Origin of the sequence: Halomonas sp. DP3Y7-2 (assembly GCF_019800795.1) — a bacterium.
Lineage (GTDB): Bacteria > Pseudomonadota > Gammaproteobacteria > Pseudomonadales > Halomonadaceae > Halomonas > Halomonas litopenaei_A.
Genome location: NZ_JAHVKJ010000014.1, coordinates 117858 through 141653, shown reverse-complemented (window position 1 = coordinate 141653; position 23796 = coordinate 117858). Strand labels below are relative to the sequence as shown.

Genomic DNA, 23796 nt, shown 5'->3' with positions numbered 1-23796 from the left:
TCCTGCGACGCGCTAGACGTGGTACACGTCAATCACCTGGTGGATGTAATCGTTGTTGAGCTGCACCTTCTTGCGGGTGATAAGCGGACTCTCGCCGGACACGTCCAGGGTGTAGTAGGACACCCCGAAGTAGCTGTCGGTCTGCTTGTAGCGGTGGCTCAGGGTATGCCAGTTGAAACGCACCTCGACCACATCGCCCTCTTCCTTCAGCACCTCGATGTTGGTGATCTGATGGGTGGTACGAGGCTCAGGGGTACTGGCGCCGCTGCGCTCGGTCTTGATCCGATAGACGCGATCCTCAAGCCCCTCCCGGTTGGGGTAGTAGATCAGCGAAATCTCGCTGTGGGGGTCTTGGGTCAAGGTGTCGTCATCGTCCCAGCAGGGCATCCAGAACTCGGCCTTCTTGGCGTACAGGGTCAGCCATTCGTCCCACTGGCGGTCGTCCAGCAGCCGCGCCTCGCGGTACACAAAGGCCTGGATATCGTGATAGCTGGTGCTCATGATCATGCTCCTCTGTGTGGGGCTCAGGTGGTGGCCGTGGTGGTCGCGATGAACTGGCTGCGTTCCTTGTCGATGGCGCGCAGCATTTCCTCGACCCAGTGCTGGTGGTGCAGCACGTAGAGGCCTTCATCCTCTGGCGAGGCACCACTCTTGAGCGGCTTCATGTCGATGGCGGCGGCGTCTTCATCCGGACCATCGATCCACTGCTTGGCGCCGCGGGACAGGTCGTTCCACTCGGCCAGGGCGCCGTTGTAGCCGTTCTGGCAGCCACGGAATTCCTCCAGGTCGTCCGGCGTCCCCATACCGCTGACGTTGAAGAAGTCCTCGTACTGGCGAATGCGCACCCGGCGGTTCTCCGCCGACTCGCCCTTGGGCGCGAAGCAGTAGATGGTGACCTCGGTGCGGTCCACCGCCAGCGGCCGCAGCACCCGAATCTGGGTCGAGAACTGGTCCATCAGGTAGACGTTGGGGTACAGGCACAGGTTGCGGGTCTGGTTGACGATGTTGTCGGCCCGGGCCTCGCCCAGCTCCTGCTCGATGCGCTCCTTGTGCTCGTACACCGGGCGCACCTCAGGGTTGAGCAGCCGGGTCCACAGCATCATGTGGCCGTTCTCGTAGGAGTAGAAACCGCCCTTCGACTTGGACCAGCCGTCAGCGTCCACCGCCTTGGTGCCGCCCTCGTCATAGTTGCGGCGGTCCATGGTGGAGGCGTAGTTCCAGTGCACAGTACTGACGTGGTAGCCGTCGGCCCCGTTCTCGGCCTGCAGCTTCCAGTTGCCGGTGTAGGTGTAGGAGGAAGTCCCCCGCAGAATCTCGAGGCCTTCGGGAGCCTGGTCGACGATGTTGTCGATGACCTTCTTGGTCTCGCCCAGGTAGTCCTCGATGGGCATAACGTCGGCGCTCAGGCTGCCGAACAGAAAGCCCTTGTAGTTGGCAAACTTCGGCAGTCGCTTGAGATCATGGGAGCCGTCCTGCTTGAACGCATCCGGGTAGGCACCGACCTTCTCGTTCTTGGCCTTGAGCAGGCGACCATCGTTCTTGAAGGTCCAGCCGTGGAACGGACAGGTAAAGGTGCCCTTGTTGCCCTGCTTGCGGCGGCAGATGGTGGCGCCACGGTGGGCGCAGGCGTTGATCAGCGCGTGCAGCTCCCCGTCCTTGTCGCGGGTGATGACCACCGGCTGGCGCCCCATGTTCAGGGTAAAGTAGTCGCCGGGCTCGGCGACCTGACTCTCGTGGGCCATGAACAGCCAGTTGCCCTCGAAGATGTGTTTCATCTCGAGTTCGAAGAACTCGGGGTCGGTGAACATGCTGCGATGGCAGCGGAAGACGCCCTTCTCGGGGTTGTCTTCGACGGCACCGCGGACGCGGGCTTCGATCTGGTCGAGTTTATTGCTCATCGTTGTTCTCCTCTCTCGTCCTCTATCTCGTCCTTTATCTCGTCCTCGCCTCGCCCGTCGCTTGTCGGCCTGTCGGGCCGGTCAGGGGCAAGGCACAGTCCGCGAACGAGACGCTCCTGTGTGAGTCAGGGGCCGGCACGGGTCCGGCGATCGGGCAGTGGGTGCGCGTCTCAGACGTCTTCGAGGGCACGCGGGCGCCTGTGGCGCGCCTGCAGGGCCTCATCACTGGTGGCGGCAAGCTCGATATCGAACACCACCTCGGTGAAGGGTCCTTCAATGCCACGGGCACTGGCCTCGGCCTGGTCGTCGATGCGACTGGCGTCCACCACCAGCTCCTCGCGGGTGGCGAAGGCGAAGTCGTCAAAGGTGTAGGGGTCACCGGCCAGGTTGATCTGGGTGGTCAGGTGCTTGTGGCCTGGCGCCGAGATAAAGAAGTGGATATGCGCCGGGCGCTGGCCGTGGCGGCCGAGCAGGTCAAGCACCTGCTGGGTCGGGCTGTCGGGGGGGCAGCCGTAACCTGAGGGAATGATGCTGCGGGCACGATAGCGGCCATCGGCGTCGGTGAAGATGCTGCGCCTCAGGTGATAGTCCGACTGGGAAGGGTCGAAGAAGCTGTAGTTGCCCTTGCTGTCGGCGTGCCAGATCTCGACCTTGGCCCCGGCGATGGGCTGGCCGCTGGTGTCACGTACCTGACCGGTCAGCCACATCACCTCGGCCTGGGTGTCGGAACCATCGTCCATGCGCGCCAAGCCCTCGGACTCGGGTGCGCCGGCCACATAGAGCGGCCCTTCGATGGTGCGCGGGGTGCCGCCCTGAAGGCCGCGGGCCGCGTCCTCGGCGTCCATCCGCATATCCAGGTAATGATCGAAGCCAAGACCCGGCGCCAGCAGGCCGAACTGGGTGCCGGCACCCAGTGCGTTGAGCACGCTGATACCCGCCCAGAACTCCTCCGGGGTGACGTCATAGTCGTCGATCAGTTTGTACAGGTCCGACAGCAGGCGATGCAGAATCTCCTTGGCGCGCTCGTCGCCGCCGCTCTTGTCGAAGCCGGCAACGGTGTTAAGGAAGTCCTGGACCTCCGGGGTGTCAAAGATACGGACTGGCGTGGTGGTGGTTAGCTTGTTCATCTCACACTCCTCACGGGATGGCGCTGTTATCGTTGTTATTGACGTCTTCGTTGACATTGGCGCGGGGTGAGCTGGCCGGGACGGCATCTGCCGTAGGCTCGTCAGGGGGCCGGCCGGGCTCGGGGATGACCAGGAAGGGAGCGTTACGCCCTTCCCGACGTGATTCAGCGATCGTCCTCGCGTACCGAGGACGGGTGGCGGCACAGCGGTTTGACGCGGATCTCCATGTAGGGAAACAGCGGCAGATTCGCGACCAGCTCCTGCAGTTCGGCGTTGTCCTCCACATCGAAGATGCTGACGTTGGAGTAGCTGCCCGCCACTCGCCACAGGTGGCGCCACTTGCCGGCGCGCTGCAGTTCCTGGGAATAGGCCTTCTCGGTGGCCTTGATCTCGGCGGCCCGGCTGGGGTCCATGTCCGGCGGCAGCTTGACGGTCATTTCGACGTGAAATAGCACGGCGTGTCTCCTGGTGGTCGTGGGGTAAGGCGCCCTTAACGGCGGGCGTACTCGCGCAGCTTGTCTTCGTCCAGCTCAAGGCCAAGGCCGGGGCCATCCGGCAAGGCAACGCCAAAGTCGGTGTAGTGCAGCGGTCGGGTGACGATGTCGTCGGTCAGCAGCAAGGGGCCGAACATCTCGGTGCCCCAGGCCATCTCGGGCAGGGTGGCCCAGGCATGCAACGAGGCGGCGGTGCCGATGGTGCCTTCGAGCATGGTGCCGCCGTAAAGCCCGATGCCGCCCGCTTCGGCCAGGTGGGCCAGACGCAGCGCCCCCCGGGGCCCGGCGCTCTTGGCAATCTTCAGGGCAAAGGCACCGCTGAAGCCGGAGTCGATCAGCGCCAGGCCACAGCGCAGGTCCTGAACGCCTTCATCGGCCAGCATGGTCACCTCGAAACGGCTGGACAGACGCGCCAGTCCGGCCCGCTCGTGGGCGGGAATGGGCTGCTCGATCAGCTCGACGCCGGCGGCCTCGAGCTCGGCAATCGCCCGCACCGCGGTGGCTTCATCCCAGGCCTGGTTGACGTCGACCCTGACACTGGCGCGATCCCCCAGCGCGGCCTTGATCGCGGCCACGTGCTTGACGTCACGCGCCACCGGATTGGCACCGATCTTGAGCTTGAAGTCGCGATGACGACGCTGCTCCAGGCGCCGCTCGGCCTCCTCGATGTCCTTATCGGTGTCACCGCTGGCCAGCGTCCACAGCACCGGCAGGTGGTCATGGCGAGGGCCGCCCAGCAGCGATGCCAGCGACACCCCGAGGCGCTTGCCCTTGGCGTCCAGCAGCGCGGTCTCCAGCGCCGACTTGGCGATGACGTTGCCCTTGGCCAGCTTGTCCAGACGCGCCATGGCCAGATTGATGTTGTCTGCAGGCAGGCCCTCGAGCGCCGGTGCCAGATAGGTATCGATGTTGACCTTCATGCTCTCGGGGCTTTCCGGGCCATAGGCCAGACCACCGATGGTGGTGGCTTCACCCAGCCCCTCGATACCGTCGGAGCATCGCAGTCGCACAATCACCAGGGTCTGGGTGGCCATGGTGGCCATCGACAGCTTGTGCGGCCGGATGGTCGGAAGATCGACCAGCAACGTCTCGATGGATGCAATGGTGATGCTCATAGGAACTCCGGCACGTGACAGAACGGAAACGGGTGAACAAGCCATACCTGAGTAAGATTTTTCTTACTTAGAGGCGACTTCTCTCACACGCCATCTCTTGTGGCCCATGATGCGAAACCCCCTGTTTACGGCGTCTTCACGAATTCTGGTTGTCTACGGACCGCGGAACCAATATGGTCTGGGTAAGCAGGCATACCCTGGAGGTATCATGGAGCTTCGACACCTACGCTATTTCTGCGCTGCAGCAGAAGAGCTGAATATCACCCGGGCCGCCGCTCGACTGCATATGGCGCAGCCCCCATTGACGCGGCAGATCAATCAGTTGGAGGAAGAGCTGGGGGCCCAGCTGTTTATCCGTGGACCCCGAGGCCTGGCCCTGACGCCCACCGGCAAGTTCTTCCATGAGCATGCCCTGCAGATGCTTGAGAAGCTGGACACCACCGTGGCCGCCGTGCGCCGCATGTCCCGCAGCCACAAGGAATTATTCGGTATCGGCTTCGTGCCATCGCTGTTTTATGGACAGCTGCCGCTGCTGGTGAGGGAGTTGCGACAAAAGGACGAGGTAGAGCTGACCCTGGCCGAACTGACCACGGTGGAACAGGTGCAGGCGCTGAAGGCAGGCAGGATCGACATCGGCTTTGGGCGTCTGCGTCTCGACGACCCGGATGTGGAACAGGAAGTCCTGTTCGAGGAGCCGATGATGGCGGCGGTGCCGGAAGGACACCCGCTGGTGGGCACCACCCCGACCATGGCCGAGCTGGCGAGTTATCCGCTGGTGCTGTACCCGGCAAGCCCACGCCCCAGCCTTGCCGATATCGTGCTGGGGCTGTTTCGCCGGCGCGGCCTCAAGGTCACGGTGGCCCAGGAGGCCAACGAGATGCAGACGGCGCTGGGCCTGGTGGTATCGGACTTCGGTATCACCCTGGTACCGGAACAGGTCAAGCGACAGAACCGCGACGGTATCCGCTACCTCTACCTGGCCGAAAAGCACATCACTTCACCGATCGTGTGCAGCCGCCGACGTGGCGAAGCGCCCAGCGAGACGATGCAGGCGGCCAACGCCATCCTCGAGGTACTGGTGGAGAATCGTCGCAGCGGGAAGTATCCGTGAAAAACGTGGCGGGACGGCAGGGCCAAGGCCCTGCCTGTAGCGGGTGGCTAACGCTTACGTGTTATCGAAAATCATCCCCCGCCGCTGCCACGAAGGCCATTTCGACCAGCAGCTCGGGGTTGGCCAGCTCGGCCTTGACGCAGGCACGACTGGGGGCGGTGCCGGGCTCGAACCAGCGCTCCCAGGCGATATTCAGCGCATCGAAGTTGGCGAAGTCGGTCAGGTAGATGGTCACCGAAATAATCCGAGTCTTGTCACTGGCCACCTTGGCCAGCGACTCCTCGGCCTGCGCGAAGATCTGCTCGACCTGACCGGTGATGTCGGCGCTGGTATCCGCTTCGGCGACTTCAACGAAGTGGGCCATGCCGTTGAACACGGTGATGTCGGACCAGCGGGGGGTGGGGTTGATGCGATGGATATCCATGGAGAAGCCTCGATGCCTGGGAGGAAAGGATCGCTAGCATAGGCCATGGAAGCGTCGGTGCAAACGCGGGCAAATAGCGACACGGACGTCGCGGTTCAGGCCGCGACGTCCGTGTGGTCAAGCGAACACGATCAGAAGTCGAAGAACACCGTTTCCCCCTCCCCCTGCAGCACGATATCCAGGCGATAGCGCGGCAGTCCGCCTTCACTGTCTTCACGACGAGCGATCAGGGTCTGACGACGGTTGGGTGACTCAATCGCGCCCAGCACGGGGCAGTCGGCATTGGCCTCGCTCTCGTCGTCAAAGTACAGGCGGGTCTGCAGATGGATATTCACGCCCCGGGCAAAGATCGCCAGGTTGATGTGAGGGGCCATGGTGCGGCCGTCGGGACGGGCGATGGCACCGGGCTTGACGGTCACAAAACGCCATTCACTGTCACCCTCGGCGGTGGTCGCGGTGCGCCCGAAACTGTTGAACGGCGCCTTGAGGTCGAAGGCGGGTTGATAGTGGCCGCTGCTGTCGGCCTGCCACGCCTCAAGCAAGGCATCGCGGACCAGGTCGCCGTTGCCGTCGATGACCCGTCCTACCACTTCGATGCGCTCGCCGCTGGCACTGTCCTTGGCCAGTTCGTTCCAGATTTCTTCGTCGCGCTCGGGCAGGCCGGCGACGGCCAGTGCCAGACCGATATGCACGTAGGGGCCCGCTGTCTGGGACGCCGTCTCACGCAGCATCAGATTGGCGGTGGGGGTGAAATTGGGCTGTTGCATGGAATCTCCTTGCCGTCGGACGCCATAGCCACACGTCCGCAGGGCATATCACTGTTGGTTGTCGGAAGCATTGCTGCCGACGGTGTCACTGATTCTCGAAATAGGTCTGCAGCTCGCCGCGCACGACCAGGTCAAAGCGATAGGCCAGCGCGTCCATCGGACGCGAGCGCGCCATGTCGAGACGTCCGATCATGGTGCCGACGGCTTCCTTGTCGTTGAGCGTCTGCACGATCGGACAGATCGGAATCAGTGGATCGCCCTCGAAGTACATCTGGGTGATCAAGCGAGTGGAGATGGCAGGCCCCATGACGCTGACGTGGATATGCGCCGGACGCCAGGTGTTGATGCCGTTGGGCCAGGGGTAAGGGCCTGGCTTGATGGTGCGGAAGTGATACCAGCCGTCCTCATCGGTCAGGCAGCGCCCCACCCCGCCGAAGTTGGGGTCCAGCGGGGCCAGGTAGCTGTCTTTCTTGTGGCGGTAACGGCCGCCCGCGTTGGCCTGCCACATTTCAACCAGGGTGTGGGGCACGGGCTTGCCGAACTGGTCGATGACCCGCCCGAACATGATGACCCGCTCTCCCACTGGCAGGCCGGGGGCGGTGCCATCGCGGAAGTTGAGCAACAGGTCGTTGTCATGGGGTCCCATGCGCAGCTTTTGAAAGTCCGGGCCGGTCAATTCAGACACGCTGGGAGTCTGCAGGCTGACCAAGGCCTGGGAAGGAGAGCGCGGCACCGTGGTCTTGTAACCGGGAGCATAGGCGGGCGGATGCGATTGGCGATCGCGCTCGACAAAACGACGACGAAGAGTCATAGGGCCAGGTCCTGACGTAAGGGATGATTATTGGTTGTTCAGACACGTCTCGCCGGCAAGGCGATGACGCCAGTGTGACCAGCCCCTGACGGACTGCCAATTGAGACCTTGACGAGCGTCCATAACCCAGAGGTTATGGCCAGCCGATCCTGGCACCGATCACTATGGCCTAACGTTCAGTGCTGGCGCTCGGCGGCGGCCTGGCGCAGTGCCTCGGCGAAATCATCCAGCGCCAGGCTGGTGTCCACTGACGCGTTGGTACAGAGTCCTACCGATCCCCCCTGATGCTCGAAGGCCAGCGACAATTCCACCAGACGGCCTGCCTGCAGGTCGTCATCCACGGCATCGAAGGGCGCCACCCAGATGGCATCATTCTCCAGGGTGTAACGGCGGCTGAGCGTCAGCGACAGGGTTTCGAGACAGGGCGACGACAGGCTGATGGCGTGACGCACACAGAAGCTGTCGACCTGCTGTCGCAGGGTCGTCTGCTGGGGCGGCAGTACCCAGCGGCACTCCCCGAGGGGGGCGGTATCCTCAAGCGCGTGTCCGGCCAACCCATGGCCGGGACGCACCACCAACCGCAAGGACTCGTAGTAGAGATGCTCAAAGGCCAGATCACGGATCTCGCGGGCTTCTGTCATCCGTCCGACCACCATGTCCAGCTCGCCAAGTGACAGTCGAGACAGCAGATAGGCGCTGGCGCCCGTGACCACCGTGACGCTGGTCGTGGGGCCGTGAGGCGATGTCTGGAAACGGCCGAGAGCCGCGGGCATCAGCCGTGACTCCACCGTGGATAGCGCACCGATCCTCAACCAGGCTTGGCCACCATGGGCATCCGCCAGGGCACCCACGCCCTCCTCGAGGGCCTTCAGCGCAGGGCCGGCGTGCCTTAACAGGGTGAGCCCGGCCTGGGTCAGACTGACGCCCTGGGCGCCACGCTCGAACAGCGTGGCACCGACGATGTCCTCGAGTTCACGGATGGCCTTGGAAATGCCCGGCTGGGTGATCGCCAGGGAGTCGGCAGCTCGCGCAAAGCTGCGGCGCCGAGAGACCTCAAGAAAGGCGTTGAGATGACGCAGCTTGATACGGTGATTGAGCATAAAACGTCAGGGTTTTGGGCATCAGGGCGCTGGCCATCTCAACTACGGGGGATGACAGGGCTCACTGGCAAGCAGCGAGCACGCGTTCGATGGGCTCGCCAGACCCCATCAGCGAGAAGCGCGCTGGCAGCGTGTCCTGGGGAGTGATCACGGCGACGTTGCCTGACTGCAGAGTGCGCGTCAGACGAGCCGGCGAAGGCGCGAACCAGACACCATCCTTGGGTGAATGACGGGACTCCAGGCGATAGCCGATGCCATCCACCAGCACATCCAGAGGCTTGCGCCGGTCTGCACCCATGCCGGAGGCGTAACCCGCCACCGACACCATGGGCACCCCATTGAAGCACACCAGCGCCAGCGAATGACCGTCGCCATCTTCTACCTTGGCCGCTGGCGCATCGCCAAACATCTGGTGGGCCTGGGTGAAACGCCAATCGGCCGCCGCCGAGTGGGCCATCAGCCCACCGAGCAACGCTGCCACACACGTCATGAACCGCATCTAGGAGTTACCTCTTGCCGCCAAATAAGGGCATGCACCGGGCCGCGCCCTCATGCCCAGCATCCGTCCCCGTTCCAGTCTAGCAACGGCCCGAAACGTTAGGCCACTATCACGGGCACTCGGCCATGTAGTGAACGACGGAATAGAGGGAAGCAGACAGAAAGGACTCGGCACTCCCTACTGGAACATTCAGCGCTGCCATTGTGTGACAGCTATGTATCACTCTTCCCCTGCGGCGACAACCGTGCGGCAGATGCAGATTAACCCTGCCCTACCCTGCCTAGCCCTCACCTTCACAGGCGCCCCAGCCCAGTTCCTTGGCCAGGGCAAAGGCGTGGTTGGCCGCCGGTACGCCAGCGTAGATGGCGACATGCATCAACACCTGACGCAGTTCCGCCTCACTCAGCCCGATGCGCTGGGCGGTGTTCAAGTGCAGGGTCAGCTCCTCGCGCCCCAGGGCGGCGAGAATGCCGGTGGTGATCATGCTGCGCTCGCGTCTCGTCAGGTCGTCATTGGACCACAGCTCGCCCCAGGCCAGCCGGGTGATCATCTGCTGAAACGGCGCGTCCAGCGACGTCGCCTTGGCGGTGGAGCGCGCCACATGCGCCTCCCCCAGCACCTGCTTGCGTGTCTCTATCCCGACCGAATAGGCAACACCCCGCTCGGCCACATCGCCCAGCTCCGGCGCCAGCGCATCGAGCAGCCAGTCGCACAAGCGCTGGGGTGCCTCCACCGAGGGCACATGGCCGACGCCATCGAATACCGTCAGCTCAGCACCGGGGATGTGTTCGGCCAAGGCCTCCAGCGAGGCGGGAGGCGTCGCCAGATCCTCACTGCCCGCCAGCAGGTTGACCCTTAGCGCTGGAGGGTGATGACCCGCATCGCCGAGGCGGCCCCGGAAATCCGCCTGCCCCAGCATCTCGCACAGCTGGGCGTAGGACTCAGCGTCGCCACGGCCCATGGCCAGCTGCCAGCCTGGCGCCAGCGCCGGGTTGGCCTCAAACGCCCTGGCGGCGAACCAGCGCGGTACGATTTCTCCGGACATGGCGGCGAGCCCCTCGGCGCGCACGCGTCCGGCGCGGGTCGACCACAGTTCGAGATTGCCGATCTGCGCCCCGGTATTGGTCAGGCTGGCCGAGGCCAGTCGCTCGGGATGATGCGCGATCAACGCCTGGCCAATGACACCACCGATGGAGGTGCCGACGAAATGCAGGCGCGTGGTGTCAGCAATCCCCACCTCGGCCAGCAGCGCCAGCAGCTCATCCGCCAGGTCCTGCGGGGTGATCGCGCCGCCGGGCTCCAATGGCCCACTGGCCCCGTGACCCGGCAGGTCCCAGGTCAGCACCCGATAGCGTGAGATCAGGCGCGGCAGCAACTCATCCCAGACCGACTGATTCATGCCCAGCGGATGGGCCAACACCAGTAATGGCAGCGCCTCACTGCCCAGCAGGCGATAGCTCAGGGTGCGGTGGTGGATCTTGGCAAAGCTCATGGCGGTCTCCGTTGGCGGGATCAAACGCGCTCGATCAAGGTGGCAATCCCCTGCCCCACACCCACACACATGGTGCACAGGGCATAGCGCTTTTGCTGCTGATGCAGTTCGTGGGCGGCGGTCATCAATAGCCGCGCACCGGACATCCCCAGGGGGTGTCCCAGGGCGATGGCGCCGCCATTGGGATTGACCCGGGGGTCATCGTCGGCAATGCCCAGGTCCCGCATGCAGGCCAGCGCCTGAGCGGCGAAGGCTTCGTTGAGCTCGATCACGTCGATCTCATCGATACTTACCCCGGTGCGCGCCAGCAGGCGGCGTACCGCGGGCACCGGGCCGTAGCCCATGATACGCGGCTCGACCCCGCCGGTGGCCATTCCTAAGATGCGCGCCATGGGCGTCAGGCCGTGGCGCTCCACCGCGGCCTGACTGGCCACCAGCATCGCACAGGCACCATCGTTGACCCCCGACGCATTGCCGGCGGTGACGCTGCCATCCTGCTTGAAGGGTGTCGGCAAGCTCGCCAACTTGTCCAGGGTGGTGCCGGAGCGCGGGTGCTCATCGCTGTCGAAGACCAGCGGCGGCTGCTTGCGCCGGGGAATCTCGATAGGCGTGATTTCCAGGGCAAAACGCCCTTGCTGCTGGGCCCGTGCGGTCTTCTCCTGGGAGCGCACGGCGAAGGCATCCTGGTCGGCCCGCGAGATAGCGAACTGCTCGGCCACGTTCTCGGCGGTTTCCGGCATCGAGTGGGTCTCGTAGACCTTCTTCATTAGCGGATTGACGAAGCGCCAGCCGATGGTGGTGTCCTCGATCGTCTGTCCGCGGGAGAACGCCCCCTCCGCCTTGCCCATGACATAAGGCGCCCGCGACATGGACTCGACGCCACCGGCCAGGGCCAGATCCATCTCGCCGGCCTTGATCGCACGCATGGCGGTCCCCACCGCATCCATGCCGGAACCACACAGCCGGTTCATGGTAGTGCCCGGTACCGAGGTGGGAAGCCCCGCCAGCAGCGACGACATGCGCGCCACGTTGCGATTGTCCTCACCGGCCTGATTGGCGCAGCCCATGAAGACTTCTTCGATGGCCGCAGGGTCAAGATCGGGCGCCTGAGCCAGCACTGCCTTGAAGATATCGGCCGCCAGATCATCAGGGCGCACGCTGGACAGGGTACCGCCGAAGCGGCCAATGGCACTGCGGCGAGGATGGCAGAGATAGACGTCGGTCATGGCGGACTCCTTGCTGTCCCCGCGCATCGGCGCGGGGCGTGTCGTAAACAGGGGAAAACCGAGGCTCTTACTGGCCGCTATGGGCGCGCTCGGTGCGGGCCTTCAGTTCGCGCAGCACCGCCAGTTCGTGGTCGCGGGGCTCGGGCGTCGCGGCAAGCTCGGGGGCAAAGCGGATGTCCCAGCCCGTCGCTTCCTGCACCTGCTCGCGGCTCACCCCAGGGTGCAGCGAGACGACGGTGAGCTCGCGATCCACGGGATCAGGCTTCATCACGCACAGATCGGTAATCACCCGAGTCGGCCCCTTGCCGATGTTGGGCACGCCATCGCGTCCCTTGCCGTCGCGGCCGAAGCCCAGGGTGGTGATGAAGTCCACGTCGCGCACGAAGGCGCGTGGCGAGTGCTTCAAGGTGATGAACACCTCGCCGGCGTTGGTGGCGATTTCCGGCGCCCCGCCACCGCCCGGCAGGCGTACCTTGGGCGCGGTGTAGTCACCGATCAGCGTGGTATTGAGGTTGGCGTAGCGATCGATCTGCGCCGTGCCCAGAAAGCCGACGCTGACCTTGCCGCCCTGCAGCCAGTAGCGAAACATCTCGGGCACGGACACGGTGGTCAGCGCCGACTCACACAGCTCACCGTCGCCAATCGACAGCGGCAGCACATCGGGCTTGGTCTGCAGGGTGCCGGATTCGTAGATCAGCACTACCTCGGGAGCGTGGGTCAGGCGTGCCAGGTTGGCGGCTTCGGAGGGCAGACCAATGCCGACAAAGCAGGTCATGCCGTTCTCCAGCGCGCGGGCGGCGGTCACCGTCATCATCTCGGCGGAGGTGTAGTCGGTAGCGGTGTTCATCAGGCGTGCCCCCCTGTCTGGATGATGTTGTCGTCGATCCACCGGGTAAAGGCATCCCGGTCCCGTGCAATGGCGTCCCACTCCTTGTAGAAGCGGTTGTCCCGGGGGTAGTAACCGTGGGCGTAGGACGGCAGCGAGCCCTTTTCCGCCACGGCGATGGCGTCGATGGCCCAGCCCGGAATCACACAGGCATTGGGGTGCGCCCCCAGATCGTCGACGATCTCCTCGACGGTGACGATGGCGTGCTTGGCCGCCAGCACCGCTTCCTTCTGCACGCCGATGATGCCCTCGACCAGCACATTGCCGGCCCGATCCGCCTTCTGGGCATGCACGATGGACACATCCGGGCGCACCGATGGAACGGCGGCCAGGCGCTCACCGGTAAAGGGACACTCGATAAACTTGATCTGCTCGTTGACGTTGGGCAGCTCGCTGCCCACATAGCCTCGCAACACCGCCAGCGGCAGTCCTGCGGCCCCTGCTTCGAAGGCGCAGGCCATGGCCGCATGGCTATGCTCGAGAATCTCGATCTGATGGGGCCAGCCCTTCTCCACCGCATCGCGCAGTCGGTGCAGCGACCCCACGCCAGGGTTGCCCCCCCAGGAAAAGATCACCTTCTTGACGCAACCCGCACCGATCAGCTGATCGTAGACCAGGTCCGGGGTCATGCGGATCAAGGTGAGATCACGCTTGCGCTGACGAATGACTTCATGCCCGGCGGCAAACGGAATCAGGTGGGTAAAGCCTTCCATGGCAACGGTGGCGCCATCCTCGACGTAGCGCTTCACCGCATCACTCAGGCTCAAGATCTCGGCCATGTGGATTGCCTCATGTGTGTTCTGGAGGGGTGTGCTGAATGCTGTGCTCTTGATGTTGAGCTCTTGATGAATAGCCCAGGACGCTGTTGCCTGGACCACGCATCTTTTTTGTTCGCTATGTGAACGTAGGTTTGTTATACGAACAAACCTACTGTCGATTCCCTCGATCGTCAAATGCAAAAAAGGCGAGCGCAGATCGACTCTGCGCTCGCCTTTACTGGAGGTTGTCTTTTGCTTCAGAGGGTTATCAGCGCTGCAGCCACTCAAGCGCGGCACGGACCTGGTGTTTGCTGCTACCAATGTATAAGGCGGGATCGGTGGCCGCTCGTATCGCTTCGGCACTGGGCAGTGTGCTGGCGTCGGCGCCGCCGTTCACCGCGTCACCACCTTCCAGCACCAGCGACACCAGCACATCAGCGTAACGGCGCCCCTGCTGCCTGGCCTGTTCGGCGGCGTCTGCCGCCAGCGCCTTGGCACGCTCGGGCCCCAGGGACGGGATCAGCAGACGCGCTACCGGCTCGGCCATGATGGCGCCCCCGGTCACCGCCAGGTTGGCCGCCATGCGCTCGGGGTGGACCTCCAGGCCTTCGAGCAGCACCGCCGCCTGTTCCAGGGCGCCCTCCACCAGCAGCACCGATTCCGTCAGGGGCACCCACTCGGCATGCCACTCCCCCAGTCCGCGCTCCAGCGGCTGCGCCACGGCACCCAGCACCACGCTGGTGTGTCCATGCAGCCGACGAGCCGACGAGCGTATCAGCGCACAGCGCACCGGGTTGCGCTTGTGCGGCATCGACGAAGACTCACCCATGCCGGGGGCGCTGGGTTCACTGACTTCACCAACCTCGGTCTGAGTCAGCAGGGAGACGTCGAGCGCCAGGTTCTCCACCGCCCCGGCCACGGCGTCCAGGGCCGTCTGCAGGGCATGGATCGGCTGGCGATTGGTGTGCCAGGGCAATATCGGGCAGCTCAGCCCCAGCTCCTGGGCTATCGCCTGCATCAGGGCCATGCCTTCATCGCCCCATCCCGAGTGCACGCCTACCGCACCGCCAAACTGTACCGGCAGACCTTGATCCGCCACCTCACCCAGCCGTCGCCTGGCTTGTTCGAGCCCCACCGTCCACTGGGCTACCTTGGCGCCAAAGGTGATCGGCAAGGCTTGCTGCATCAGCGTACGACCGACCATGGGCGTATCGGCATGTGCCTGCATCAACGCCATGCCTGCGGTCCGGCACCGTTCAAGCAGTCCATCGATGGCTCCCAGACGAGGTGTCAGCAGATGCATCAAGGCCGAGTCCACCACATCCTGACTGGTGGCCCCCTGGTGCCAGTAACGCTTGAGATGATCCGGCAGCGCGCCACGGCCTGCCTTGACGAAGGGAATGGCCGGATTACCGCCACTGGCAACACCACGGGCCAGTTCGTCCACATCGAACGCGTGATGCTCCAGCCGCTCGGTCATGTCTGCGGCGGTACCGGGCGGCACCGCCCCGATACGCTCCTGTGCACGCACCAGGGCCAGCTCGAAGGCCAGCATTGCGGCGATAAAGTCCGCATCACGGCAGTCCTTGAGCGCATCTTGGCTCATGCAGGGGTGGCTCAGCAGGGCGGCAGTCATGGCGTTTCCTCTTGCAGTGCTAGGCGGGTGAACGGGGATATCTGAATCATGCCGCCTCGCCAATAGTCGTACAAGTGTTCGCAAGTCGAACATATATGCTAGGTTAACCACATGGACGGGAGGTCCGACACTCGCCAAGCGGTGTGTCGACACGCCCTCAGACCATTGCCGCACTGGTATCATCCACGCTTTATCTTTCCGAAAGGACACCTCGATGGATACGGCACCGACGGACGCCGCCCTGAGCCCGGACGATCGCGACTTTGTCACCGCTCTCGCCAGCGGCCTCGATGTCATTCTGGCCTTTGATGAGGCCCACCCACGCATGACGCTGAGCGAGGTGGCTGCACGTACCAGCATGAACCGCGCCCGTGCCCGACGCTTCCTGCTGACGTTGCATGCACTCGGCTATGTGCGCAAGGACCAGCGCCATTTTGAACTGGCCCCCAGGGTGCTGCAGCTTGGCTATGCCTTCCTGTCCGCCAACAATTATCGTCACCTGATTCAACAGGTGCTCGAGGACATCACCGCCGAGAGCGGTGAATCCTCATCGCTTGGCGTACTGGACGGCGACGAGGTCACCTATGTCGCCCGCTCGGCCTCGCGCCAGCGACTGATGGCGATTACGCTGGCCGTGGGCACTCGGCTGCCGGCCGCCTACACCTCGATGGGGCGGATGCTGCTGGCCCAACTCGATGACCAGGCGCTGGACGCCTTTGTCGAGCGCGTCACCCTGGAACCCTTCACCGACACGACCATCACCGACCGCAGCGCGTTGAAGGCAGCCATCCTGAGCGCCCGCGAGCTGGGCTATGCGATCGTGGACCAGGAGCTCGATTCCGGCCTGCGCTCCCTGGCAGTGCCCGCCTACGATGCCCACGGTGAGCTGATCGGCGCCATCAACATCAGCACCAATGCCGCTCGGGTCGACCATGACACGCTGCTTGAGCGCTACCTTCCGCTACTGCAGGAGAAGGCACGCCAGATCCGCGCCAATGTCAGCTGATCTCGCCACCTGTTCGACCACGCTTGAGCTGACGCCGGCAGGGAGGCCTGAATGCTCGCCATACTCTCCATTACCACGCCGATCTTTCTGCTGATTGGCGTCGGCTTTCTGGCCAGGCGCTGGAACCTGGTGTCGCCGGTCCAGCTGTCCGGCGTCGCCAACTTTGTGCTGTACGCCGCGCTGCCGGCGCTGATTGTCGGTGCGCTCACGCGTAACTCCCTGGGAGAGGTCATCAGCCTGCCGCTGCTGCTTGCCTACGCACTGGGCTCGGTGGCCACCTTTGTGGCGTGTCTGTGGCTGCCGCGCAATCGCCGCCGCAAGACCGCCACGGAACGTGCCATCCAGGCGCTGGGCATGTCGGCCTCCAACAGTGGCTTTATCGCCTACCCCATCGCGGCTCTGGCGCTGGGCCAGGCGGCGGCGGGTGTCATCCTGGTGCATACCATGATGGTCGAGGTGCTGCTGGTCATCCCCGGCGCGCTGGTACTGGCGGAAATCGGCCAGCAGGCGAATGCCAAGGCGGGCGCTGCCTTGCGTCAGACCTGCCAGCGCCTTACCCGCAACCCGATCCTGATCTCGCTGACGGCAGGCCTTGTCATCGCGGCCAGCGGGTTTCGCCTGCCCGACACCCTCACGCGGACCATCGAGCTGCTGGCAGGCGCCGCCGGGCCCGCCGCGCTGTTCGTCATCGGCGGCACCCTGTATGGCTTGAAGATTCGCGGCATGCTCAAGGACATGGGGCAGATCATGGCAGGCAAGCTGTTGCTGCACCCGCTGCTGGTGCTGGGCCTGCTGCTGGCCCTGGAGACGGTGACGGGACCGCTGCCACCCCACCTGTTTGCCGGCGCCATGATCTTCGCCGCCTGCCCGATGATCAGCATCTATCCCTTGATCGCCCAGCGCTTTGGCATGGAAGGGGTCGGGGCGGCCGCCCTGATGGCCAGCACCGTGGCCAGTTTCGTTACCCTGAGCCTGGTGATTTGGGGACTGGGGCATAGCGGAATGATGACCTTCTAGGGTCGCCCGAGAGCCGCTACCTTATCCGGCTCACGGCTGCTGTGCTGTCCCGCCTTTCTGCTGCTCTTGCCTGCTGTCCTTGCCTGCTCTCGTCGTATGCGCTGACTAGTGCCACCTATCGAGCGAGCAACCGACCCATTGAAAAAACCTGAACGACGTTCTATTTTATTTGCGGAACGCTGTTCAGGTTTTTACGCTTTCTCTCTACGTCACTTATCTTCACCACTTACTTCGCCACTTACCTGCGCCACTGACCTTCACCACTGGCTTCGCTACTGACGACGCCAGTGTTCACGCCCGAATCTCTTCCCTACAGGTCCTCTTATGCCCAACGCCTCCCTTACACGACAGGTGGATCTTGTTGTCATCGGATCTGGTGCCGCCGGACTCAGCGCGGCCGTCACCGCAGCCCACGAGGGCCTGTCTGTGGTGGTGCTGGAAAAATCCGCCGTCATGGGTGGAGCCAGCGCCTGGTCAGGGGGCTGGATGTGGGTGCCCCGCCATCATCTGGCCCAGGCGGCGGGCATCAACGAATCCCGTGAGACGGTAAGACGCTATCTGGAGCACGAACTGGGTGACCACTTCGACGGAGCCCGCATCGACGCCTTTCTCGACGCAGCCCCCGAGATGGCCAGGTTCTTTCACGAGCAGACCGCGCTGACCTTCGAGGCGGGTAACACGATTCCCGACATGCACGCTGCGTCACCTGGTGCGGGCACCGGCGGTCGCTCGCTCATCGCCGCCCCTTTCGACGCCAGACAGCTGGCGCCGGCCACCCTGGCGAAGCTGCGCACCACCATGCGCGAAACAGCCCTTGCCGGTATGCCCATTCAGGCCGGCTCAGACCTGTCCGCGTTCTTGTCAGCCACCCGCTCGTTGACGGCATTTGTTCACGTGGCCAAACGCCTGGTGCGCCACGGCATGGATCTCGCTCGCCATGGCCGGGCCATGCAACTGGTCAACGGTGTCGCCCTGATCGCACGCCTGGCCAAGTCCGCCGACGATCTGGGCGTGGAGTGCTGGACGTCTTCAGCGGCTCGCCGCCTGCTGCGACACAATGACAGAGTGGCCGCTGTCGAGGTCGATACGCCGGATGGCCTGGTGACGCTCCAGGCTCGCCGCGGCATTGTGCTGGCGGCAGGCGGATTTGCCTGGCACACCGAGCGGCGCAAGGCGCTGTTTCCGCGCACTCCCAGCGGCAGGGAACACTGGCCGCTGCCTCCGACAAGTGTCAGCGGTGATGGCCTGTCGCTGGGTGAATCCATGGGCGGGCAGGTGGACACCAGCCTGCACAGCCCTGTGGCCTGGGCTCCGGTATCACTGGTGCCCTGGCCGGATGGCAGTACCGGCCACTTCCCTCATATCATCGATCGCGGCAAGCCAGGCGTCATCGGCGTCCTGGCCAATGGCCAGCGTTTCGTCAATGAGGCGGGCGGCTATTACGACTACGTCGATGCCATGCTCAAGGCGGTGCCGGAAGGTGAAGAGGTATGCTCGTGGCTGATCTGCGATCATCGCTTTCAACGACGCTACGGGCTGGGTATCAGCCGCCCCTTCCCGCTGCCGATGCGCCACTGGATATCCAGGGGCTATCTCGCCTGCGGCGACACCCCGCAGGCCCTGGCCCAGGCCTGCGGAATCGACAGCGACGGCCTGGTCGACACCTTGGCCCGCTACAACGCGGCCGCACGACAGGGCGAGGATCCAGACTTCCAGCGCGGCACCACGCCCTACAATCGCAAGCAGGGCGATCCTGCGGTCACCCCCAACCCCTGCGTTGCCCCCATCGAGCGAGGTCCCTACTACGCGGTCAAGGTGCTCCCCGGCTGCTTCGGCACCTTCGCAGGGCTCAAGGCCGACCCGCATGCTCGCGTCCTTGATCGCGACAACCAGCCCATCCCGGGGCTGTACGTGGCGGGCACCGATATGGCCAGCATCATGGGAGGCTTCTACCCGGCTGGAGGCATCAACCTTGGTCCGGCCATGACCTTTGGCTATATCGCCGGTCGTCACGCCGCGCGTCAGTGACTCTGATGCTGACCGGTTGTCGCCACGCCTTCCTTCGCCCCGTCTATGGTCGCTTCCTTGTCGTCAGCCCCTCGCTATCCTTCCCGTCTTGCCAGTCCACATGTTGAGGCCCCACATGCACAAAGAGATCTCTTCACCGAACCATCGCCGCCCGCTGTCGCTGGCGGCGTTGACCGTACTCGACCTGTCGCCTCCCGAGATGGTGGAAACAGCGGCTCGTGCGGGCTTTGATCGAGCAGGACTGCGCTTGATTCCGGCCACGCCGGAAGAGCTCAGCCACCCCATTCTCACGGACCCAGGGCTGCTGCGAGCCACCAAGCAGCGACTTAGGGAGACCGGTATTCAGGTTGGCGATGTCGAGATCCTGCGGCTGACGCCGACAACGCGAGTGAAACAGGACGTCGAGCGCTTTATCGAGGTGGCAGCAGAACTCGGTGCCAGCGATATTCTCGTGGCCGGCAATGACGATACACCGGATCGACTGATCGACAACTTTGCCGAGCTGTGTGAGCTGGCCGCTCCGGCAGGACTGTTCCCGCACCTGGAGTTCATGCCATGGACGGCGGTCAGGAACCTGACAGAAGCCCGCCATATCGTGACCCAGGTCCGCCGACAGCATGCCAATGCCTGCCTGTTGGTGGATGCCTTTCACTTCGACCGATCCCGCAGCACGCTTGAGCAGCTGGCCACGGTCCCACCTGACTGGATGCGCTATGCCCAGCTCTGTGATGTGCCAGGGCCAGTCCCTGAGTGCATGCAGGACATCCTTCGCCAGGCCAGGGAGGAGCGCGCCTTTCCCGGCGAGGGCCAGGCCAACCTGTCGGGGCTGTTACGCCAGCTGGCAGATGACCTTCCGCTCAGCATCGAAGTGCCAACGCCAGCCCTGCAGCGCCAAGGCGTATCAGCACTCGAGCGCGCCCGCAGGGCTCATGACACGGCGATGGCGGTCCTGGCACGGACACAGGGACAGTCAGAGGAAACATGATGTGAGCTGGACGACGCAGGCGGTCGCTTAGCCTGCTATATTTCATCCACCATCAGGGAAGCGCTGAAGGCATCAGCCGAGCGGCATGAGGAGCAAGGCGCGCGCCGCACAAAACCCGGAGCCTATGCGATATAGGTGAAAAGTTCGAGCAGCGCGCAACGCAGCGAATCGTCGACGCAGGCATGTATGCAGTGTTTTCCTAGGCCACGCGGCCCGCATTTCGTTGACCGACACTCTTTTGGATTCCTATGCCGCCCTCTCCGACATCCTCTCCTTCACCTTCATCCCCTTCGTCGTCTTCATCTGCTGCGCCGAGGTCGGAAGGCCAGGACGCCGTTGCTGCCCCAGACACCGCTGTGCTGACACCGCCAGAGGCGCTCAACCGGGACCGGCCGTTGAAGGGAATAGGCTTCATGCTGGCGGCGGGCCTGCTGTTCACGATGCTGGATACCGGAGTAAAAACCCTGGCCCAGGACTATTCACCGGTGCAGGTGGTGTGGGCGCGCTACGTTGGCCATGTGCTGGTACTGGTGGGCTACTTCCTGTGGCTGGGACGTGGGCCAGGCATGGCCATGCTCAAGACGACCTCGCTGCGCGGTCAGTGCCTGCGGGGGCTGTTGCTGCTGGGCGCCAGCACCTTCGCCTACCTGGCCTTTCGCAGCCTGCCGCTGCTGCAGGTCTATGTGGTGAACTTCAGCTCTCCGCTGCTGGTCACGCTGATGGCGATTCCGCTGCTCAAGGAACGCGTCAGCGCTCCCCAGTGGCTGGCCATCATCATCGGCTTCATCGGGGTAGTGATCTGCGTGGGGCCGCTGGACTGGAGAGCCAACCCCGCCATCATGCTGCCCTTCGGCATGACGCTGTGCTTCGCCCTGTACCAGCTGACGACTCGGCGCTTCGGGCGAGCCGATCATCCGCTGACATCGCTGTTCTACGCGGGCCTGGCCGGGGCGGTGGTCAGCTCGCTGGTGGTACCCGGCTTCTGGTCACCGGTGGATCCTGTCCACCTGCCGCTGTTTGTGTTTGTCGGACTGATGGGGGCGGCCAGCCAGCTCAGTCTGATCCTGGCCATGCGCTACGCGCCCGCCTCGCTGGTGTCGCCCTTTCTCTATCTGCAGATCATCTGGGCGGCGCTGTTCGGCTTCGTCTTCTTTGGCGATGTTCCCCGCCCCGAAACCTGGATCGGCGCTGCCCTGATTACCGTTGGCGGCATCGTCCTGGCTACCAGTCGGAGGAAAAGTAGCTGAGCCAGTGCGCCGCCATTCATGTCGCGATCCACGTCACGACAGCGGCGTCACGACGTCAGCATCTCGCTGACCAGCACCCGGCCGCCCTGGCGAGCGGCCTTGTCCACCGCCAGAGTCGCGGCCAGGGTCATCGCCCCTTCCCTTGCGCTGACACGCGGCTCGGCCTCTTTTCTCACCACGGCGATGAAGTGACGCAGCTGCTCGGGATAGCAGTGGCTGCGCGGAGGCTGCAGACGCTCTCGCATCAGCGGCTCACGCCAGTGACCTTGGCCGGCATGACGCCACAGCGCCATACCCGGCACGCTGAGACTACCGCGGGTGCCGCCAATCACGTAGCAATCACCCGGCTCATGCAGAAAGTTGGGGGACTGACCAGAAGCGACGTCCCAGATATAGGGTGAGGGCACCGCGTCACTGCCGACAAAGGAGCCAATCATGCCGTTGGCAAATGACAGGATGAGCGCAAAGCTGTCTTCCACCTCGAAGCCCCGCGCCTTGTTGGCGGTCACCGCCTGCACGCTCTCGATCTCACCGCACAGAAAACGCAGGCAGTCGATCTCATGAATCAGGTTGATCAGGATGGGACCGCCACCCGCTTCCCGCCGCCATGCCTGATCGAAATAGGGCTCGTCCTTGCGACACAGCCACATCCCGCTGACGGTGACCAGCTGACCCAGTTCTCCCGCCTGGATGGCCCGCAACGATTCGACCATGTCGGGACTGTGGCGACGGTGATGGCCCACCAGCATGGGCACCCCCGCCGCCTCGCTGGCGTCGGCCAGCCGCAGCCCTCCCGCCAGAGAGTCGGCAATCGGCTTCTCCATCAGCGTCGGCAGCCCCCGCTCGATACAGGCCAGGCCGGCCTCCACGTGCAGGGCATTGGGCAGCGCCACAATCACCGCATCGAGCTCGACCTGATCGAGCATCTGGAGGTAGTCGGTATAGCAGGGCACGCCCAACCCGTCGGCGAAGGCACGACCGGCGTCCGTCACATCGGCGATAGCCGCCAAGGTAGCGTCTGCCGACGCCTGTACCAACGCCACGTGTTCACGGCCGATGATGCCGGCCCCCATCACACCGATACGTAGAGGTCGCATGCTGTTCTCCTTGTCGTTGTCTTTGTCGTTGTCAGGGCATTGTCCGCAGCGATGGCTGCGAAAGGCGCGCACGACTTAGGGAAGCGCTGAAGTCATCAGCCGAGCGGCATGAGGCGCCAGGCGCCCGCAGCGCAGAACCCAGAGCCTATGCGGTATAGGTGAGGGGTTCGAGCAGCGCATAACGCAGCGAATCGACGGCGCCGGCATGTCTGTAGTGTTTGCTCAGTAGTGCGCTCGACGTAGCATTCCGGATGCCGCCGTCGACGCTGCCAGCTCCTCCGCCACGTCCAGCAGCGGCTCGCGGAGCGAGTGCATGTGTTCCTGGGTCAAGCGGAAACCCGGACCTGCGATACTGATGACACCGCTGGCGCAACGTCCACTGCGCAGGATCGGGGCGGCCATGGCGTGCATGCCGGGCGCAAAGGTCTCCATGACCATGGCGATGCCTTGCTGCCGGGTCAGCGCCAGGGCCTCGAGCAGGCCCTGGGCGGTGGTCACGGCATTGGGACCGTAGTCCTCTGGCTGACCGAAGCCCTGTTCCTCCACCAGGCCCAGCGCCTGCTCATCACTCAGCGTGCTGAGCCAGGCAAGCCCCGAGGCGCTGCAGGACAGCCGAGCCACCGCGCCCATGTCCGGGTCATAGCGCAGGCCTCCCCGCGCGCCCTGGGCCTTGGCGACCCAGGTCAAGCTGTTGCCATCCACCACCGAAAGACGCACCAGTTCGCCACTGCTGTGTGCCAGACGATCGAGCAATGGCTGGGCGGCATCGACAATACCCGACGCACTAAGAAAGCCGAGGCCCAATGAGGTCAGCCGAGTGGTCAGCAGATAGTCACCCTGCTCCCTGGCCTGACGCACATAGCCATAGCGCATGAGGTCGTGCAGCAGGCGGTGTGCTGCGCTCTTGGGCATACCAAGGCGTTCGGCTATCGCTGCCAGGGGAAGCCCTTCGGCCTCCTTGGCAAGCAACTCCAGTATTCCCAGGGTGCGTTCCATGACACCGGCCATCACCGTTTCCTCTCTGCCAACGTTATCTGCAACGCCTTTCATGACCACGGGACAGCACACCCGC

General features: G+C 64.1%; 23 protein-coding genes. 6 read left to right on the top strand and 17 right to left on the bottom strand.

All coding sequences use genetic code 11. The features are described 5' to 3' along the window. Positions 1-12: 12 nt before the first annotated feature. The 5 genes from benB to KUV45_RS19690 all read right to left on the bottom strand — a co-directional run bounded on the left by benB (position 13) and on the right by KUV45_RS19690 (position 4634). Positions 13-501, bottom strand: a complete 489-nt coding sequence (gene benB / locus KUV45_RS19710; RefSeq protein WP_222163983.1) for a benzoate 1,2-dioxygenase small subunit — start codon at positions 499-501, stop codon at positions 13-15. Positions 502-524: 23 nt separating this feature from the next. Continuing rightward, positions 525-1898 carry a Rieske 2Fe-2S domain-containing protein gene (locus KUV45_RS19705; RefSeq protein ID WP_222163982.1) on the bottom strand — a complete coding sequence of 458 codons (1374 nt, stop codon included), beginning with the start codon at positions 1896-1898 and terminating at the stop codon, positions 525-527. Between the two features lie 170 nt (positions 1899-2068). Next, positions 2069-3025, bottom strand: a complete 957-nt coding sequence (gene catA, locus KUV45_RS19700; protein ID WP_222163981.1) for a catechol 1,2-dioxygenase — start codon at positions 3023-3025, stop codon at positions 2069-2071. 164 nt (positions 3026-3189) lie between these two features. Further along, a complete protein-coding gene (gene catC / locus KUV45_RS19695) occupies positions 3190-3480 on the bottom strand; it encodes a muconolactone Delta-isomerase (protein WP_206940560.1) in 291 nt (96 codons plus the stop codon). 35 nt (positions 3481-3515) lie between these two features. Next, positions 3516-4634 carry a muconate cycloisomerase family protein gene (locus KUV45_RS19690; RefSeq protein ID WP_206940561.1) on the bottom strand — a complete coding sequence of 373 codons (1119 nt, stop codon included), beginning with the start codon at positions 4632-4634 and terminating at the stop codon, positions 3516-3518. A 208-nt stretch (positions 4635-4842) separates the two neighbouring features. Here KUV45_RS19690 and KUV45_RS19685 point away from each other — a divergent pair, with 208 nt between their 5' ends. Then, entirely contained in the window at positions 4843-5745 is a 903-nt protein-coding gene (locus tag KUV45_RS19685; RefSeq protein ID WP_206940563.1) for a LysR family transcriptional regulator, read from the top strand. Positions 5746-5806: 61 nt separating this feature from the next. Here the strand turns inward: KUV45_RS19685 and KUV45_RS19680 are convergent, their stop codons facing one another. The 10 genes from KUV45_RS19680 to KUV45_RS19635 form a co-directional block, all read right to left on the bottom strand. After that, positions 5807-6169, bottom strand: a complete 363-nt coding sequence (locus tag KUV45_RS19680; RefSeq protein WP_222163980.1) for a RidA family protein — start codon at positions 6167-6169, stop codon at positions 5807-5809. Positions 6170-6300: 131 nt separating this feature from the next. Further along, positions 6301-6936 carry a protocatechuate 3,4-dioxygenase subunit alpha gene (pcaG, locus tag KUV45_RS19675; protein WP_222163979.1) on the bottom strand — a complete coding sequence of 212 codons (636 nt, stop codon included), beginning with the start codon at positions 6934-6936 and terminating at the stop codon, positions 6301-6303. Positions 6937-7021: 85 nt separating this feature from the next. After that, positions 7022-7747, bottom strand: coding sequence for a protocatechuate 3,4-dioxygenase subunit beta (pcaH, locus tag KUV45_RS19670; protein WP_206940569.1), 726 nt, complete (start codon positions 7745-7747; stop codon positions 7022-7024). Between the two features lie 176 nt (positions 7748-7923). After that, positions 7924-8847, bottom strand: coding sequence for a pca operon transcription factor PcaQ (gene pcaQ / locus KUV45_RS19665; RefSeq protein WP_222163978.1), 924 nt, complete (start codon positions 8845-8847; stop codon positions 7924-7926). Between the two features lie 61 nt (positions 8848-8908). Then, positions 8909-9346, bottom strand: a complete 438-nt coding sequence (locus tag KUV45_RS19660; RefSeq protein ID WP_222163977.1) for a hypothetical protein — start codon at positions 9344-9346, stop codon at positions 8909-8911. A gap of 280 nt (positions 9347-9626) precedes the next feature. Continuing rightward, positions 9627-10838: an alpha/beta fold hydrolase gene (locus tag KUV45_RS19655; protein WP_222163976.1), complete on the bottom strand. Its 1212-nt coding sequence runs from the start codon at positions 10836-10838 to the stop codon at positions 9627-9629. A 20-nt stretch (positions 10839-10858) separates the two neighbouring features. Beyond that, positions 10859-12064, bottom strand: coding sequence for a 3-oxoadipyl-CoA thiolase (gene pcaF, locus KUV45_RS19650; protein ID WP_222163975.1), 1206 nt, complete (start codon positions 12062-12064; stop codon positions 10859-10861). Between the two features lie 67 nt (positions 12065-12131). Next, positions 12132-12911: a CoA-transferase subunit beta gene (locus KUV45_RS19645; protein ID WP_222163974.1), complete on the bottom strand. Its 780-nt coding sequence runs from the start codon at positions 12909-12911 to the stop codon at positions 12132-12134. Further along, positions 12911-13729 carry a CoA transferase subunit A gene (locus KUV45_RS19640; RefSeq protein ID WP_206940583.1) on the bottom strand — a complete coding sequence of 273 codons (819 nt, stop codon included), beginning with the start codon at positions 13727-13729 and terminating at the stop codon, positions 12911-12913. The genes KUV45_RS19645 and KUV45_RS19640 overlap by 1 nt, the downstream gene beginning before the upstream one ends. A gap of 247 nt (positions 13730-13976) precedes the next feature. Continuing rightward, positions 13977-15344: an adenylosuccinate lyase family protein gene (locus KUV45_RS19635; protein WP_222163973.1), complete on the bottom strand. Its 1368-nt coding sequence runs from the start codon at positions 15342-15344 to the stop codon at positions 13977-13979. A 214-nt stretch (positions 15345-15558) separates the two neighbouring features. Here KUV45_RS19635 and KUV45_RS19630 point away from each other — a divergent pair, with 214 nt between their 5' ends. The 5 genes from KUV45_RS19630 to KUV45_RS19610 all read left to right on the top strand — a co-directional run bounded on the left by KUV45_RS19630 (position 15559) and on the right by KUV45_RS19610 (position 21627). Next, entirely contained in the window at positions 15559-16350 is a 792-nt protein-coding gene (locus KUV45_RS19630; protein ID WP_222163972.1) for an IclR family transcriptional regulator C-terminal domain-containing protein, read from the top strand. Positions 16351-16401: 51 nt separating this feature from the next. Beyond that, positions 16402-17367, top strand: a complete 966-nt coding sequence (locus KUV45_RS19625) for an AEC family transporter (protein WP_222163971.1) — start codon at positions 16402-16404, stop codon at positions 17365-17367. A gap of 324 nt (positions 17368-17691) precedes the next feature. Beyond that, positions 17692-19395 (top strand): FAD-dependent oxidoreductase, encoded by a 1704-nt coding sequence (locus KUV45_RS19620; RefSeq protein WP_222163970.1) that lies wholly within the window; start codon positions 17692-17694, stop codon positions 19393-19395. A 115-nt stretch (positions 19396-19510) separates the two neighbouring features. Beyond that, positions 19511-20380 (top strand): sugar phosphate isomerase/epimerase, encoded by an 870-nt coding sequence (locus KUV45_RS19615; RefSeq protein ID WP_222163969.1) that lies wholly within the window; start codon positions 19511-19513, stop codon positions 20378-20380. Between the two features lie 356 nt (positions 20381-20736). Further along, entirely contained in the window at positions 20737-21627 is an 891-nt protein-coding gene (locus KUV45_RS19610; protein ID WP_224852126.1) for a DMT family transporter, read from the top strand. A 47-nt stretch (positions 21628-21674) separates the two neighbouring features. Here KUV45_RS19610 and KUV45_RS19605 read toward each other — a convergent pair whose 3' ends face one another. Then, positions 21675-22724, bottom strand: coding sequence for a Gfo/Idh/MocA family protein (locus KUV45_RS19605; RefSeq protein WP_222163967.1), 1050 nt, complete (start codon positions 22722-22724; stop codon positions 21675-21677). Between the two features lie 222 nt (positions 22725-22946). Next, positions 22947-23732 carry an IclR family transcriptional regulator gene (locus tag KUV45_RS19600; RefSeq protein WP_222163966.1) on the bottom strand — a complete coding sequence of 262 codons (786 nt, stop codon included), beginning with the start codon at positions 23730-23732 and terminating at the stop codon, positions 22947-22949. Positions 23733-23796 lie beyond the last annotated feature (64 nt).

What these genes read in the sequence shown, in the direction of transcription:
- KUV45_RS19690 (WP_206940561.1), bottom strand. Translation starts at nt 4,634, where the DNA reads ATGAGCATCACCATTGCATCCATCGAGACGTTGCTGGTCGATCTTCCG.
- pcaF (WP_222163975.1), bottom strand. Translation starts at nt 12,064, where the DNA reads ATGACCGACGTCTATCTCTGCCATCCTCGCCGCAGTGCCATTGGCCGC.
- KUV45_RS19645 (WP_222163974.1), bottom strand. Translation starts at nt 12,911, where the DNA reads ATGAACACCGCTACCGACTACACCTCCGCCGAGATGATGACGGTGACC.
- KUV45_RS19600 (WP_222163966.1), bottom strand. Translation starts at nt 23,732, where the DNA reads ATGGCCGGTGTCATGGAACGCACCCTGGGAATACTGGAGTTGCTTGCC.
- KUV45_RS19655 (WP_222163976.1), bottom strand. Translation starts at nt 10,838, where the DNA reads ATGAGCTTTGCCAAGATCCACCACCGCACCCTGAGCTATCGCCTGCTG.
- KUV45_RS19605 (WP_222163967.1), bottom strand. Translation starts at nt 22,724, where the DNA reads ATGCGACCTCTACGTATCGGTGTGATGGGGGCCGGCATCATCGGCCGT.
- KUV45_RS19615 (WP_222163969.1), top strand. Translation starts at nt 19,511, where the DNA reads ATGCACAAAGAGATCTCTTCACCGAACCATCGCCGCCCGCTGTCGCTG.
- pcaG (WP_222163979.1), bottom strand. Translation starts at nt 6,936, where the DNA reads ATGCAACAGCCCAATTTCACCCCCACCGCCAATCTGATGCTGCGTGAG.
- pcaH (WP_206940569.1), bottom strand. Translation starts at nt 7,747, where the DNA reads ATGACTCTTCGTCGTCGTTTTGTCGAGCGCGATCGCCAATCGCATCCG.
- KUV45_RS19680 (WP_222163980.1), bottom strand. Translation starts at nt 6,169, where the DNA reads ATGGATATCCATCGCATCAACCCCACCCCCCGCTGGTCCGACATCACC.
- KUV45_RS19685 (WP_206940563.1), top strand. Translation starts at nt 4,843, where the DNA reads ATGGAGCTTCGACACCTACGCTATTTCTGCGCTGCAGCAGAAGAGCTG.
- KUV45_RS19640 (WP_206940583.1), bottom strand. Translation starts at nt 13,729, where the DNA reads ATGGCCGAGATCTTGAGCCTGAGTGATGCGGTGAAGCGCTACGTCGAG.
- pcaQ (WP_222163978.1), bottom strand. Translation starts at nt 8,847, where the DNA reads ATGCTCAATCACCGTATCAAGCTGCGTCATCTCAACGCCTTTCTTGAG.
- KUV45_RS19660 (WP_222163977.1), bottom strand. Translation starts at nt 9,346, where the DNA reads ATGCGGTTCATGACGTGTGTGGCAGCGTTGCTCGGTGGGCTGATGGCC.
- benB (WP_222163983.1), bottom strand. Translation starts at nt 501, where the DNA reads ATGAGCACCAGCTATCACGATATCCAGGCCTTTGTGTACCGCGAGGCG.
- KUV45_RS19625 (WP_222163971.1), top strand. Translation starts at nt 16,402, where the DNA reads ATGCTCGCCATACTCTCCATTACCACGCCGATCTTTCTGCTGATTGGC.
- KUV45_RS19705 (WP_222163982.1), bottom strand. Translation starts at nt 1,898, where the DNA reads ATGAGCAATAAACTCGACCAGATCGAAGCCCGCGTCCGCGGTGCCGTC.
- KUV45_RS19635 (WP_222163973.1), bottom strand. Translation starts at nt 15,344, where the DNA reads ATGACTGCCGCCCTGCTGAGCCACCCCTGCATGAGCCAAGATGCGCTC.
- KUV45_RS19630 (WP_222163972.1), top strand. Translation starts at nt 15,559, where the DNA reads ATGGATACGGCACCGACGGACGCCGCCCTGAGCCCGGACGATCGCGAC.
- catA (WP_222163981.1), bottom strand. Translation starts at nt 3,025, where the DNA reads ATGAACAAGCTAACCACCACCACGCCAGTCCGTATCTTTGACACCCCG.
- KUV45_RS19620 (WP_222163970.1), top strand. Translation starts at nt 17,692, where the DNA reads ATGCCCAACGCCTCCCTTACACGACAGGTGGATCTTGTTGTCATCGGA.